The organism is Erythrobacter westpacificensis, from assembly GCF_039542285.1.
GTDB lineage: Bacteria > Pseudomonadota > Alphaproteobacteria > Sphingomonadales > Sphingomonadaceae > Alteraurantiacibacter > Alteraurantiacibacter westpacificensis.
In genome coordinates this window covers 39,132-53,327 of record NZ_BAABHV010000021.1, presented here as the reverse complement: position 1 = coordinate 53,327, position 14,196 = coordinate 39,132, and the positions used below count along the sequence as shown (strand labels likewise).

The window sequence follows — 14,196 nt, the reverse complement described above, 5'->3', positions numbered from 1 at the left end:
TTCGTTCCAGCTGGTCAACCCTTTTGTTCCGCTTGTGTTCCGGCGTTGCAATTTACGGGTAGATTTCCACCTGACGCTCGGCTAGGGGCGCCCACGTCTGAGGAGCAGGAACGATTCCCGTTTCTGCCGTCGCAGGCAAATCCACATGGAAGGCACTGACATACCGGTGCTGCCCGCGGGACATGCTCCCAAGGGTCGGTTCCCCGTCTTCCAGAGGCATAACCGGAAAGGAATTTACCTATGACGGCACCTACCGTCACGATGCAGCAATTGATCGAGGCCGGCGCACACTTCGGCCACCAGACCCACCGCTGGAACCCGCGGATGAAGCCGTACATCTTCGGCAGCCGCAACGGTGTTCACATCATCGACCTGTCGCAGACCGTGCCCCTGATGGCGCGCGCGCTGGACTTCGTCTCCTCCACCGTGCGTGCGGGCGGCAAGGTGCTGTTCGTCGGCACCAAGCGCCAGGCGCAGGAGCCGATCGCACAGGCCGCGCGTGCCTGCGGCCAGCACTTCGTCAACCACCGCTGGCTGGGCGGCATGCTCACCAACTGGAAGACGATTTCGCAGTCGATCAAGCGCCTCAAGAGCCTCGAAGAGCAGCTCGCCGGCGACACCAGCCTGCTGACCAAGAAGGAAGTCCTGCAGCTGACGCGCGAGCGTGACAAGCTGGAACTTTCGCTGGGCGGCATCCGCGACATGGGCGGCATTCCGGACGTGATGTTCGTGATCGACGCCAACAAGGAAGATCTCGCCATCAAGGAAGCCGGCGTGCTCGGTATCCCCGTGATCGCCGTGCTCGACACCAACGTCGACCCGACCGGCATCGCCTTCCCGATCCCCGGCAACGACGACGCCAGCCGCGCCGTGCGCCTGTACTGCGACGCCGTGGCCCAGGCCGCGACGACCGGCAAGACCGAAGGCGTGGTGGATTCGGGTGCCGATATCGGTGCCATGGAACAGCCGCCCGAAGAGGCTGCCGTTGCCGAAGAAGCCAAGGCCGACGCCTGATCTTCGAATGTGAACCGCGCGGCGTAAGCTGCGCGTCACAATTCACGCAAAATGCGCCGGTTCGCTCCCCCAGCGAACCGGCAAAAACCCAATCTGAAGGAATTACGACATGGCTGCATTTTCCGCATCCGACGTGAAAGCCCTGCGCGAGAAGACCGGCGCGGGCATGATGGACGCCAAGAAGGCGCTGGAAGCTGCCGACGGCGACATCGAAGCCGCGATCGACGCGCTTCGCGCCAAGGGTCTCGCCACCGCACAGAAGAAGTCCAGCCGTACCGCTGCCGAAGGTCTCGTCGGCGTTGCCGTCGAAGGCACCAGGGGCGTCGCCGTTGAAGTGAACTCCGAGACCGACTTCGTCGCCAAGAACGAGAAGTTCCAGGATTTCGTGCGCAAGACCACCGAAGTCGCCCTGTCGCAGGACAGCGACGACGTGGAAGCACTGAAGGCTGCATCCTACCCAGACGGCGGCACCGTGGCCGAAAAGCTGACCGACAACGTCGCCACCATCGGCGAGAACCAGCAGGTTCGTCGCATGAAGACCGTGTCCGTTTCGAACGGCCTGATCGTGCCCTACATGCACAATGCGCAGGCCCCGAACCTCGGCAAGATCGGCGTGCTCGTCGCGCTGGAATCCGAAGCCGGTGAAGACGTTCTGGAACCGCTGGGCAAGCAGCTGGCCATGCACATCGCCGCCGCTTTCCCGCTGGCGCTGACCGCTGAAGACCTCGACCCCGAAGTGATCGAACGCGAGCGCAAGATCGCTGCGGAAAAGGCTGCCGAAAGCGGCAAGCCGGAAAACGTGCAGGAAAAGATGGTCGAAGGCGCGATCAAGAAATACGCCAAGGAGAACGCTCTTCTCAGCCAGGTCTACGTGATCGACAACAAGACCGCGATCGCCGACGTTGTTGCCGCCGCTGGCAAGGAAGCCGGCAAGGAAATCGTCCTGAAGGACTACGTCCGCTTCCAGCTGGGCGAAGGCATCGAGAAGGAAGAAAGCGACTTTGCCGCAGAAGTGGCTGCTGCCGTCGGCGGCTGATCGCTTCCTTAGCAGAGGCTATGAAGGGGCCGCCGGACACGCTTGTTCGGCGGCCCTTCTCATGTCCTGCCCCCACACAAAACACTGCCGGAACCCTTGGCAGTTTCACCCGCTCGCTCTAGAAGCCCGCAAACCCCGCTTCCTGGAAGGAATTTCCCCCCATGCTCCTGCCCGACGCCAAACGCATCCTGCTCAAGCTTTCGGGCGAGGTGCTGATGGGGGAGCAGGAGTTTGGCATCGATCCTGCCTACGTCATGCGCCTCGCCGAAGAGGTGAAGGCCGCGAAGGAAACGGGTCTGGAGATCTGCCTCGTCATCGGGGGCGGCAATATCTTCCGCGGAATGGCCGGTGCGGCGCAGGGCATGGACCGGGCGCAGGCCGACTACATGGGAATGCTGGCGACCGTGATGAACGCGCTCGCCATGCAGAGCGCGCTGGAACAACTGGGCGTCGACACCCGCGTGCAGAGCGCCATCCAGATGGATCAGGTGTGCGAGCCGGTAATCCGCCGCCGGGCAGAGCGCCACCTTGCCAAGGGGCGTATCGTGATTTTCGCGGCGGGCGTTGGCGCACCCTATTTCACCACCGACAGCGGTGCCGCCTTGCGCGCGGCGGAACTGCGCTGCGATGCGCTGCTGAAGGGCACCAGTGTCGACGGCGTTTACGATTCCGATCCCAAGCGCAACGCCGATGCAACCCGTTTCGAAACCGTCACCTATGACAAGGTGCTGGCAAACAACCTGAAAGTGATGGATGCTTCCGCCGTTGCCCTGTGCCGCGACAACGCCATCCCCATCGTGGTCTTCTCGATCCGCGAGCGGGGGAACGTGGCGCGCGTGCTGGCGGGCGAGGGCGTGCAGACGATTGTAAAGAAGGACTGAGAGCGATGAAATACGACAAGGCCGATATCGAGCGCCGCATGGCCGGGGCCGTCGAAAGCCTGAAGGGCGACCTTTCGGGACTGCGCACGGGCCGCGCCAACACCGCGCTGCTCGATCCCGTGGTGGTCGAGGTCTACGGCTCGATGATGCCGCTGAACCAGGTTGCCACCATCTCCGCTCCCGAACCGCGCATGCTCAGCGTGCAGGTGTGGGACAAGGCGAACGTCAGCGCGGTGGAGAAGGGCATTTCGAAGGCCAACCTCGGCCTCAACCCGATGCAGGACGGGCAGACGATCCGCCTGCCGCTGCCCGACCTAAATGAGGAACGCCGCAAGGAACTGGCGAAGCTGGCCGGCGAATACGGCGAGAAGGCCAAGATCGCGATCCGCAATGTGCGCCGCGACGCGAACGAGGCGCTGAAGGAGGACGAGAAGAAGAAGGAAATCTCCGAAGACGATCGCAAGCGTCTTGAGGACGAGGTCCAGAAGCTCACCGACAAGTACGTGAGCGAAACCGATGCGGCGGTGGAAAAGAAGGTTCAGGAAATCCTGACCCAGTAATCGAGGCCGGATCATACCGGCTGTCTCGCCATGACCAACCCTTCCTACCCCCGCCACGTGGCAATCATCATGGATGGCAATGGCCGCTGGGCGAAGAAGCGCGCCATGCCGCGCGCGCTGGGCCACAGGCAGGGCGGGGAAGCCGTGCGCCGCACGGTGCAGGCGGCGGAAGACCTGGGGCTGGAATGCCTGACGCTTTACGCTTTCTCATCCGAGAACTGGAAGCGCGAGGAAGATGAGATTTCGGACCTGATGAACCTGATGCGCAGGTTCATCGAGGCTAATCTGGAAGACATGGTCGAGCGCAAGGTGCGCCTTAAGATCATCGGCGATTACAAGGCCTTCGCGCCCGACATTGTCGAACGGCTCGAAGACGCGCTGGAGCGCACGAAGGACGGTGAGCGGACTCTGGCCGTTGCGTTGAACTATGGTGCGCAGCAGGAGATCGCTCGGGCTGCCCAGCTTGCGGCGCAGGAAGGCGAAGTGACGCCCGAAGCTATCGATCGCCACCTCTACACCGCCGACCTGCCACCGCTGGACCTCCTGATCCGCACCAGCGGCGAAGTTCGGCTGTCGAACTTCCTGCTGTGGCAATCGGCCTATGCCGAGATGCTGTTCATGGACGTCCTGTGGCCGGACTTCGGCGAGGATCACTTGCGCGACGCCTGCGAGGAATTCGCGAAAAGGGAGCGCCGCTATGGTGGACGCTAACCTCGAAAACGAGCGCAAGCGCGACAGGCTGAAGCGCTATGCCCGCAAGGCTGTCACCGTTCCGCTTTCGGTGCGCACCGGAGACCTGCCGAAACGTGCTGCAAGCGCGGTGGTGATGCTCGCCATCGTCGCGGGTGCCATCTGGGCCGGGGGCTGGTTCTGGTCGATATTCGCCGGTCTACTCGGCCTTGGCGTGCTCTTCGAATGGAGCGCGATCGTGTGGCGTATGACGAAGAGCCCGGCACGGCGCGTCATCGCCCTCGCGCTGGGCATTGTTTACATCGGGTTCGGAGCCGCCGTCATCGGGGCGCTCGGAAACGACGAGGCGATGGGGCTTTCGGAGGGGCGGCTCCCATGGGCGCTGATTGGTCTCGTCGCCATCGTCATCGCAACCGACACCGGCGCCTATTTCAGCGGCAGGACCATCGGCGGCCCCAAGATCGCTCCTTCGATCAGCCCGTCGAAAACCTGGGCGGGTCTGTTCGGTGGGATGATCTGCGCGGCGCTCGTCGTGGCTTATATTTCCACGCAGGATACGGGAATGCCGATCCCGTTGGTTGGCGGCATGATTGCAGGCGCGCTGCTCGCGGTCGTGGCACAGGGGGGCGATTTCCTCGAGAGCTGGATGAAACGGCGCGCGGGTCTCAAGGATTCGGGCAAGCTTATTCCGGGCCACGGAGGACTGTTCGATCGGCTTGATGGACTGCTGGCGGTTGCAAATGTAACCGGGGCAGTGCTTATCTGGCACCTTATGACATTAAGTGACCTATAAGCGTGTCTCGTTCCATCTCCCTCCTCGGCGCCACCGGCTCCATCGGCGATTCCACTCTCGACCTGATCCGCAACGATCGCGCCAACTGGAACGTCGTCGCCCTCAGCGCCAATTGCTCGGCGGAGAAGCTGGCGAAGCTCTCCATCGAATTCGATGCCGAGATCGCGGTGGTGGGAGACGAGACCTGCCTGCCCGAACTCAGGCAGCACCTTGCCGGCACTGGCATCCAGGCTGCAGGCGGACAGCAGGCGCTATGCGATGCCGCTGCGCACCCGGTCGACATCACGGTTGCCGCCATCGTCGGCTGCGCGGGCCTTGCGCCTACGATGCGGGCGATTGAGCAGGGCAACACTGTCGCGCTGGCCAACAAGGAAGCGCTGGTTTCTGCTGGCGAAGTGATGACTGCGCTGGTCGCGAAACACGGCACTACGCTGCTGCCGGTCGACAGCGAGCACAACGCCATTTTCCAGTGCCTGGAAGGTAATGACCTCGAAGATGTGCGCTGGATCACGCTGACGGCGAGCGGCGGCCCGTTCCGGACCAAGTCATGGGAAGAACTGGACGCTGCCACCCCTTCCCAGGCCGTCGCTCACCCCAACTGGTCGATGGGCGCGAAGATCAGCGTCGATTCCGCCACCATGATGAACAAGGGGCTGGAATTCATCGAGGCGTTCCACCTGTTTCCGGTCGGGCTGGACCGGCTGCGCATCATCGTCCACCCGCAAAGCGTGATCCACTCGATGGTGGAATACCGCGACGGCTCCACGCTCGCGCAGCTCGGCCCCAGCGACATGCGCGTGCCGATTGCCTCCACGCTGGCGTGGCCCGCGCGGATGGACACCAATTGCAAGCCGCTCGACCTCGCAACCATCGGAGAACTGAGCTTTTTCGCGCCCGACGAGGAGCGTTTTCCGGCTACCAGGCTGGCGCGCGAGGCTGCCCTTGCCGGTGGCGGTACCCCCGCCGTTCTGAACGCAGCAAACGAAGTGGCGGTTGCCGCCTTCCTCGCCGGTCAGGTGAAGTTCACGCAAATTTCGGCAATCTCTGCCAGAACCCTCGACAGTTACGCGCCCCCTGCGCCACAAACGCTCGACGACGTTCTCGCCGTCGATGCGGAGGCGAGGGCTCGCGCCGGGGAAATGCTGGAGTTAGCCTGACGTGAATTTCGAAACGCTGCCATTCTGGGTCTACATTGTCGGCTTCCTGCTGATGCTTGGCCCGCTGGTCGTCCTGCATGAGCTTGGCCACTACCTCGTCGGCCGCTGGTTTGGCGTGGGCGCGGAGGCGTTCTCCGTCGGTTTCGGCAAGGAAATCGCGGGCTACACCGACAAGCGCGGCACGCGCTGGAAGCTCTCAGCACTGCCTATCGGCGGTTATGTCCAGTTCCAGGGCGACATGAACCCGGCCAGCCAGCCAGACCCCGATCACCCGGCCAGCGAAGGCGATTTCCAGAACGCGCCGCTGTGGCAGCGTGCCCTGATCGTGGCTGCCGGGCCGGTGGCGAATGTCATTGTCGCAGTTGGAATTTTTTCCGCATTCTTCATGATCTTCGGGCAGCCCGTTGCCAGCGATCCGGTGCAGGAGAATGTCATCGTGGAATTCGCCGATGACTCGCCGGCACGCGAAGCAGGCATACAGGTGGGAGATCGCATCATCGCCGTCGAGGGCGAGGAGATGGACAGCTTCCGCGAAGTTCAGCAGGCGATCTGGCTCTATCCCAACGAGGAACTGGACGTAACGGTGGAGCGCGAGGGTTCGCGCATCACGATTCCCGTTACGACGCGTTCCGAAGAGATCACCGACCAGTTCGGCAATGCCTCCGTCATCGGCCTGATCGGTGTCCAGGGGCCGGCTATCGAGCGTGTTTTCGAACCGGTCGGACCCTTTGCGGCTCTCGGATTGGCGTGGCAGCAATGCGTCGAAACGGTCGACATGATGCTGGTGGGGATCAAGCAGATCATCGTCGGCGATCGCTCGGTGGAGGAGCTTGGCGGGCCGATCACGATTGCAAAGGTCTCGGGTGAACAACTGAGCCTCGGCTGGCTGGAATTCACCAGTTTTGCCGCGCTGATTTCACTTAATTTGGCATTCATCAACCTGCTGCCAATCCCCGCTCTCGACGGTGGGCATCTGGCTTTCTACGCGGTCGAGGCGATCCGTCGCAAGCCAGCCAGCCCGCGCAGTCAGGAACTGGCGTTCCGCACCGGCATGGCTCTCGTGCTGGCGCTGATGCTGTTCGTGACGGTCATCGACATTGCCAAATTGCCGATCTTCGGCAGCTAGGTATCGCAAAGCCCCGAGTTGGGCCCAAGTGGGGATAGAAAGGCACTTATCGCGCGAAACGGGGCAACTTCGCTTGATTGCCAGACTGGCATCGGGCAAGGGCGCTGTTCGCGATAGAGGCAGGTAACTGATGCTCGCAAGGGGGTGGGTGAAACGGTTTCCAGCCTCGCCGATGCGATAGTGTCGACAAGAGTGGACGGATAATGGGTTCCAAGGCCAGGACGATAATTTCCCAGCATTACGCGGCAGCCCTCCTGGGATGCACCATGCTTGCAGGCATGCCCGCGCAGGCGCTGGCTCAGGATAGCGAAGCGCCCGAAGCGCAGGAGCCCGCCGCGGCGCAGGAAGAGCAGGCAACGCCCGCTCCCGCTCCGGCACCGGTGCAACAGGAGCAGGGCGAGATCATCCGCTCCATCGCTGTCGCAGGGGCCCAGCGCCTGGAGCCGGAGACGATTGTTTCCTATATCCAGCTTCGACCCGGCGACCGCTACACCGCCGCCGCAGCGGACGAGGCGCTGCTCTCGCTCTCGCGCACCGAGCTGTTCGCCGACTTCCAGATCGCATTCAACGAAGACACCGGTGCGGTGGTGATTACGGTCGAGGAAAACCCGATCATCAACCGCATCATCCTGGAGGGCAACCGCAGGATCGACAACGACGAGATCCTGCCCGAGATAAACCTCTCGCCGCGCCAGATCTTCACCCGCAGCCGCGTGCGCGCCGACGTTGCCCGCATTATCGAGCTCTACAAGCGGCAGGGCCGCTTCGCCGCCACTGTCGAGCCGCAGATGGTGATGCTCGACCAGAACCGCGTGGACGTGATCTTCGAGATTTCCGAAGGCCCCAAGTCCAAGGTCCGCCAGATCAACATCATCGGCAACGAAGTGTTTTCCGACGGGGATCTGCGGGACGAGATGGTAACGCGCGAAGACAGCCTCTTCGCCATCTTCAGTTCCAACACCAGTTACGACCCCGATCGCCTGGCGTTCGACCAACAGAAGCTGCGCCAGTTCTACCTGACCGAAGGTTACGCCGATTTCCGCGTCGTCTCCGCCGTGGCCGAGCTGACGCCGGACAAGCGCGACTTCATCATCACCTATGTCGTGGAAGAGGGCGATCGCTACAAGTTCGGCGACGTCGAAGTCGTCAGCCAGCTGCGCGATTTCTCGTCCGAGCAGCTTTCCTCCGGCCTCGGAATGGAAACCGGCGACTGGTATAACGCGGAGCTCGTCGACAACACGATCGAGGGCCTGCAGGAAACCGCCGGTGCCTTCGGTTATGCTTTTGCCGACGTGCGTCCGCGCATCAACCGCAATGCCGAAGATCGCACGATGGACGTGACCTTCACCGTGGCCGATGCGCCGCGCGTGTATGTGGAGGCGATCGAGATCAACGGCAACACGCTTACGCAGGACAAGGTCATTCGTCGCGAGTTCCGTATTGCCGAAGGCGATGCTTTCAGCTCGCTGCAGGTCGCGCGTTCGTCTGCCCGCATCAACTCGCTGGGTTATTTCCAGGAGAACTTCGAAGTCGAGCAGGTCGAGGGTTCCAGCCCGGACCGCATCATCCTGCAGGCCAACGTGCAAGAAGAGCCTACCGGCGAATTGTCGCTGTCGGCTGGTTTCTCGTCGCTTGAAAGCTTCATCTTCAACGGCTCGATCCGACAGAACAATTTCCGCGGGCGTGGCCAGACCATCGGTCTTGGCATCAACTATTCGCGCTATTCGCGTTCGGCCAATGTCAGCTTCACCGAACCCAAGGTGTTCGACCGGGACATCGCGCTGGGCTTCGATATCTACCGGCAGGATTACAACAATGGCTACTTCGATCGCGATAACGCGACCTACGAACAGGCCACAACCGGTATCTCGCTGCGCATGGGCGTGCCGCTGACCGAGTACATGAGCCTGCTGGGCAGCTACACGCTGAACTACCAGGAAGTGACCGTGGCGGAGCAGCAGTTCTTTGCCGACTTCGACGGTGACGGGGTGGCGCAGTGCGAACCGCTGCTCGCGGGGCGCTACCTTTGCGACGCGCTGGGCGACCGGCTGCAGTCCATCCTCGGCCTTACGCTGAATTACAGCACGCTCGACAGCCGCATCCGCCCGACGCGCGGCGAGAACGTGCAGTTGCAGTTCCAGTTTGCCGGGGTGGGCGGTGATACACGCTATTTCCGCACGCGCGTGAATGCTTCGAAGTTCTGGCCGCTCGGCGCCGGTTTCATCGGTTCGCTGCGCCTCGAAGGCGGTTACATCAACGGCCTGGGCGACGATGTGTTGCTGACCGACCGTTTTTTCCTTGGTGAAGGCCAGATCCGCGGCTTCGACATCCGCGGTGTCGGCCCGCGCGTGGTGCGTCAGTTCTACGAGCGTGACGAGGATGGCAACCAGGTCCTCATTCCGCTCGACGATCGTCGCAACCAGGACGATGCGCTCGGCGGTGAAGCGTACTACCTCGCCCGCGCAGAGATCGAAATTCCCCTGGGTTCCGGCGCTCGCGAACTGGGCCTGCGCCCCTCGATCTTCCTCGATGTCGGTTCCGTGTTCGGCGTCGACACGCCGCAGTTGACCCAAAGTCCGTTGCCCGATGGCCTGTTCATCCCGCAGCGGGACGGTGACGGCAACCTGCTTTATACACAGGCCACCCTTGGCGATAATGGCCAGGTGATCAGCCAAGAAATCACCACCAGTCCGGTGGCACCCGATGGCCGCCTCAACGATCCTGTCGGTCGCCAGCTTCCGCCGTTCGTGGAAGAATTCCTCGGCGATACGCCGTCGCCGCGCGTAACCGCCGGTATCGGCGTGAATTGGAACTCTCCCTTCGGTCCGTTCAGGATCGATGTAGCTTACGATGTGCTATCGGAGCGCGGGGACGAAACCAAAACCTTCTCCTTCAATGTAGGAACGCAATTCTAATGAATATTGTCACAAAATCGGCGCTTGGCGCCGTTCTTGCTGCCGCGAGCGTTGTCGCGCCTGCCGTTGTTGCTCCGGCAGCAGCGCAGTCGAACGAACGAGTCGCGTTCGTGAACGTGCAGGCTGTGGTGGTGAACTCCACCGCATACCAGACCGCCCAGACGCAGCGTCAGACGACCTATGCCGCGCAGTTGCAGCAGGCCGAAACCCGCCGCGCTGCCATCCAGGCGCAGCTCGATCCGCTGATCACCGCTTTCAACACCGCTCGCCAGCAGCCCAATGCCGACCAGGCCGCGCTGCAGCAGCAGGCTGCGCAGATCCAGCAGATCCAGCAGAACGGCCAGAACGAACTGCAGCAGATCCTTGCACCTGTCGCCCTGAGCCAAGCTTATGTCGAAGAGCAGATCCGCGAGCAGCTCGGCACGGCTATCCAGAATGCCGCGCGCGCGCAGGGCGTCACCCTCGTGATCTCGCCGGAAACCATCCTGCACGCCGAAGCGAGCCACAACCTCAACGAGGCCACTCTGGCGCAGCTCAACTCGCTGCTTCCTTCGGCCCAGCTGGTTCCGCCCGACGGCTGGCTCCCGGCTGAAATGCGCGCGCAGCAGGAAGCTGCCGCCGCCGCACAGGTTCAGGCCGGTGCCCAGCAGCCGGCAACCACCGGTCGCTAAGACGAAAACGATAGGGGCAAGGCCATGAGTGAAACACCCGACTACGATGTCGTCAGGATCCTCAAGGCCCTGCCGCATCGCTACCCCATGCTGCTGGTCGACAAGGTCGACGAACTGGTGAAGGGGGAGCGGATCAGCGCGACCAAGGCTGTGACCTTCAACGAAGGCTTCTTCCAGGGCCACTTCCCTGGCCGCCCGATCATGCCGGGCGTTTTGCAGATCGAGGCGCTGGCGCAGGCTGCTGGCATCCTCGGGATCGAGACGCTCGACCTCGCAGACAGCGGCAAGCTCGTTTATTTCATGGCGATCGAAAACGCCAAGTTCCGCGCCCCGGTGCTGCCCGGTTGCCTGCTGAAGCTGGACGTGGCGTTCACGCAGCAGCGGGCCAAGATCTGCAAGTTCGAAGGCAAGGCCAGCGTCGACGGCAAGGTGACATGCGATGTCGGCTTCACCGCCATGATTGCCGACCCGCCCGAATAAGGTTGCTTTTGGCGCGATGTGCCGCTAGGCGCGCGCCTTTCCGATTATCCATCCATCTGCAGATCGGTCGGAACCGGTCGAACGCAAAGGACACTACGCCATGAAGGCCGATACGCATCCCGATTACCACATGATCACGGTCAAGATGACCGATGGCACAGAATTCCAGACGCGCTCCACCTGGGGCAGCGAAGGCGATGTCATGAACCTTGAAATCGACCCGACCAGCCACCCGGCGTGGACCGGTGGCCCGCAGCGCCTGCAGGACGGTGGCCGCGTTGCCCAGTTCAACAAGCGCTTCGGCGGACTTTCGCTCAAGAAGAAGTAAGCTTCTTTCGCGTGATCGATGCGAATTCAGGGAAAGGGGGGTCCACATGGGCCGCCCTTTTCCGTTTCAATCTACGAACCTTTCGTAGCGCATGGTGCCGAGCACGACCGACTTGCCGGTATCAACCGGGTGGTTCCGCCCGTCGAAAACGGGAACCTCAGAAAAATCATAGATGGTCATGCCGTCGATGCAGGCGACATTGATGCCCCACCTATCCGGATCGGAGCGGGTCTGGTGGAACGGGTGGATCCCGCATTTCGCGCAGAACCGGTGTTTCGCCTCGCCAGTGCCGAAGGTGTAGAGCGTCAGCGCACTCTCGCCGTGGGTGATATTCAAAGCAGACCGCAGCACATCCAGCATCACCACGCCCTTCATGGTGCAAATCGAGCAATTGCAGCGGCGCACCCTCGGTTCGGCGGGAAGATTCACCATGAACCGCACCGTCCCGCAGTGACACCCGCCTTCGCGCCGCCCGCTCATCGAATCACCCCCACGGTTTTTCGCGATACCATTTCGTAATCACGTATTTCACGCCCCTGCGCACTTTCATGCCGTGGTGCAGGGTGGCAGCATTGCAGCTGCCGTCGGGCCGCTTGTTGTCCCAGCAAACCAGACGCCCGGTTTCGGGCTGGAAAGTCTTGCCGATCACCTTGAACCGGGTGCCGCCGCCGGCCTGCACCTCGTTCAGGTAGACCATGAACGTCCAGGTCCGGTTTCCCGCGACCCCGCAGTATTTCTCGAAATCGCCACCCTGCGGTTCGAAATAGTCGGTGTGCGCCTTGAACTCCTGCCCTTCGGCGTAACGTTGCCCCTGCACGGGTTCGCCGTGGGCGGGGTCGATGCCGTTCAGTTCGAACAGCTTGTCCTCCAACTCCTTCACCGCTTGTTCCTGGGGATCGAGATCGCAGGTTTCGCTCGTGCGGAAGTAGTCGTCGCCATTGGCATCGGCGATGGTCGAGGGGCGGCGGTCCTTGTCGATCAGTTCGATCAGGCTTTCGCACAGGTCCGGCGGAAGGAAGTTCGCAGCGGTCAGCAGGGTGAGGCGCGGGGTGGGAACGTGGCGTACCCGCTTGTCGCGCATCAGGAATTCGGCAGAGGTCGTGCCCGGAGTCGTCATGCCGGTGATTCTTAGGCGAGGGCGACCCTCATTCAAACCCGCGAAATTTTCTTGCGCATGGCGGCCGAAAGCGCACTTTTCACTTTGCAGGCGCGATGAATTGTGCAACAGGCTCGCGCCCGCGCCGAATGCGGGTTGACCGACCGGCGCAGACCCCTAACAGGCCGCCTCTCGGCATGTGTGCCTGGTTCTTGTGGCGATCGTAGCTCAGTTGGTTAGAGCGCCGGTTTGTGGTACCGGAGGTCGGGGGTTCGAGACCCCTCGATCGCCCCATTTTCTCAAGGGCTTGCTTGCCGTTCTTCTAACGAGAGAGGGCAAGGGCCATGCCGGCATTCTGGAGCGAACCCGACTGGGACGAACACGAGCGGGTCGAGGTGGTGCACGATCGCGCCAGCGGCCTCACCGCCATCATCGCGCTCCATTCCACGCATCTTGGCCCGGCCGCCGGCGGCACCCGATTCTGGCATTACGACGATCCGGCAAAGGCCATGCGCGATGCGCTGCGCCTTTCGCGCGGGATGAGTTACAAGAACGCCATGGCGGGCCTGCCCATCGGTGGCGGCAAGGCCGTGGTGCTGCTCGACAAGGATGGCACGAAGACCGAGGCCATGCTCCACGCGTTCGGTGACGCGGTGGAAGCGCTGGGCGGTCGTTATGTCACAGCCGAAGATGTCGGCGCGAGCGAGGCAGACATGGTGGCGATCCATACCCGCACCCAACACGTCTGCGGCCTGCCCGCCGAGGACGGCGAAGCGGGCGGTGATCCCGGCCCGTTCACGGCGATGGGCATCTATCTCGGCATCAAGGCTGCCGTGGCGCACAAGCTCGGCAAGTCCACCATGCAAGACGTGCACGTGGCGGTGCAGGGCTGCGGATCGGTCGGCGGCGGCGTTGCCCGATTGCTCGCCAACGACGGAGCGAAGTTGACCCTTTCGGATATCGACCAGAACCGCGCTGCAGAACTGGCAAGTGAGCTTGGCGGTGACTCGTTGGCCGCGGCCGATGTGATGAGCGTTGCCTGCGATGTCTTCAGCCCCAATGCGCTTGGCGCCATCCTCGACGATGAGAGCATTGCCAGGCTCGATTGCGCGATCGTGGCGGGCGGAGCCAACAACCAGCTCGCGCGGCCTCACCACGGCCAGCAGTTGCACGACCGTGGCATCCTTTATGCGCCGGACTACGTGATCAACGCAGGCGGCATCATTAATGTCAGCTACGAATATCTGTGCCGCCGCGAAGGCAAGCCCTGCGATCTCGACGCCGTGAACGAGCGTATCGGACAAATCCCCGGCCGCCTCCGCGAAATCTGGAACGAGAGCCACGCTTCCGGACGTCCGTCGAACGAGGTGGCCGATGCAATGGCGCAAAGGCTGATCGGGCGCTGATCGGTACCTGATGAGGCCAGCGCACTAAATCCGGCAGAATTCT

General features: G+C 62.5%; 15 protein-coding genes and 1 tRNA gene. 14 read left to right on the top strand and 2 right to left on the bottom strand.

Going from position 1 to position 14,196, the window contains the following annotated elements; all coding sequences use genetic code 11:
• Positions 1-240 precede the first annotated feature (240 nt).
• The 12 genes from rpsB to rpmE all read left to right on the top strand — a co-directional run bounded on the left by rpsB (position 241) and on the right by rpmE (position 11,651).
• Entirely contained in the window at positions 241-1,014 is a 774-nt protein-coding gene (gene rpsB, locus ABFX23_RS13090; RefSeq protein ID WP_346033456.1) for a 30S ribosomal protein S2, read from the top strand.
• Between the two features lie 109 nt (positions 1,015-1,123).
• Positions 1,124-2,050, top strand: coding sequence for a translation elongation factor Ts (gene tsf / locus ABFX23_RS13085; protein WP_346033455.1), 927 nt, complete (start codon positions 1,124-1,126; stop codon positions 2,048-2,050).
• A gap of 161 nt (positions 2,051-2,211) precedes the next feature.
• Entirely contained in the window at positions 2,212-2,931 is a 720-nt protein-coding gene (pyrH, locus tag ABFX23_RS13080; protein WP_346033454.1) for a UMP kinase, read from the top strand.
• Positions 2,932-2,936: 5 nt separating this feature from the next.
• Complete coding sequence (gene frr / locus ABFX23_RS13075; RefSeq protein ID WP_346033453.1) at positions 2,937-3,491, top strand: ribosome recycling factor; 555 nt, start codon at positions 2,937-2,939, stop codon at positions 3,489-3,491.
• A gap of 30 nt (positions 3,492-3,521) precedes the next feature.
• On the top strand, positions 3,522-4,202 hold the full coding sequence (uppS, locus tag ABFX23_RS13070) for a polyprenyl diphosphate synthase (RefSeq protein ID WP_346033452.1): 681 nt from the start codon (positions 3,522-3,524) through the stop codon (positions 4,200-4,202).
• Positions 4,189-4,974: a phosphatidate cytidylyltransferase gene (locus ABFX23_RS13065; RefSeq protein WP_346033451.1), complete on the top strand. Its 786-nt coding sequence runs from the start codon at positions 4,189-4,191 to the stop codon at positions 4,972-4,974. The genes uppS and ABFX23_RS13065 overlap by 14 nt, the downstream gene beginning before the upstream one ends.
• 2 nt (positions 4,975-4,976) lie before the next feature.
• Complete coding sequence (locus tag ABFX23_RS13060; RefSeq protein WP_346033450.1) at positions 4,977-6,131, top strand: 1-deoxy-D-xylulose-5-phosphate reductoisomerase; 1,155 nt, start codon at positions 4,977-4,979, stop codon at positions 6,129-6,131.
• A 1-nt stretch (position 6,132) separates the two neighbouring features.
• Positions 6,133-7,257: an RIP metalloprotease RseP gene (gene rseP / locus ABFX23_RS13055; protein ID WP_346033449.1), complete on the top strand. Its 1,125-nt coding sequence runs from the start codon at positions 6,133-6,135 to the stop codon at positions 7,255-7,257.
• Between the two features lie 266 nt (positions 7,258-7,523).
• The gene (bamA, locus tag ABFX23_RS13050) at positions 7,524-10,172 is read left to right on the top strand and encodes an outer membrane protein assembly factor BamA (protein ID WP_346033448.1); all 2,649 of its coding nucleotides are present in this window, start codon (positions 7,524-7,526) and stop codon (positions 10,170-10,172) included.
• Positions 10,172-10,843 (top strand): OmpH family outer membrane protein, encoded by a 672-nt coding sequence (locus tag ABFX23_RS13045; RefSeq protein WP_346033447.1) that lies wholly within the window; start codon positions 10,172-10,174, stop codon positions 10,841-10,843. Before bamA ends, ABFX23_RS13045 begins: the two co-directional genes overlap by 1 nt.
• A gap of 24 nt (positions 10,844-10,867) precedes the next feature.
• Positions 10,868-11,323: a 3-hydroxyacyl-ACP dehydratase FabZ gene (fabZ, locus tag ABFX23_RS13040; protein ID WP_346033446.1), complete on the top strand. Its 456-nt coding sequence runs from the start codon at positions 10,868-10,870 to the stop codon at positions 11,321-11,323.
• A 100-nt stretch (positions 11,324-11,423) separates the two neighbouring features.
• The gene (gene rpmE, locus ABFX23_RS13035) at positions 11,424-11,651 is read left to right on the top strand and encodes a 50S ribosomal protein L31 (RefSeq protein ID WP_120075697.1); all 228 of its coding nucleotides are present in this window, start codon (positions 11,424-11,426) and stop codon (positions 11,649-11,651) included.
• Positions 11,652-11,717: 66 nt separating this feature from the next.
• Here rpmE and ABFX23_RS13030 read toward each other — a convergent pair whose 3' ends face one another.
• Positions 11,718-12,131: a GFA family protein gene (locus ABFX23_RS13030; protein WP_487046919.1), complete on the bottom strand. Its 414-nt coding sequence runs from the start codon at positions 12,129-12,131 to the stop codon at positions 11,718-11,720.
• Positions 12,132-12,135: 4 nt separating this feature from the next.
• A complete protein-coding gene (locus tag ABFX23_RS13025) occupies positions 12,136-12,768 on the bottom strand; it encodes a prolyl hydroxylase family protein (protein ID WP_346033444.1) in 633 nt (210 codons plus the stop codon).
• Positions 12,769-12,964: 196 nt separating this feature from the next.
• Between ABFX23_RS13025 and ABFX23_RS13020 the strand changes: the two genes are divergently transcribed.
• Both ABFX23_RS13020 and ABFX23_RS13015 read left to right on the top strand, forming a co-directional pair.
• Positions 12,965-13,041 (top strand) — tRNA-His (locus ABFX23_RS13020).
• A gap of 50 nt (positions 13,042-13,091) precedes the next feature.
• Positions 13,092-14,153, top strand: a complete 1,062-nt coding sequence (locus tag ABFX23_RS13015) for a Leu/Phe/Val dehydrogenase (protein ID WP_346033443.1) — start codon at positions 13,092-13,094, stop codon at positions 14,151-14,153.
• Positions 14,154-14,196: the final 43 nt, after the last annotated feature.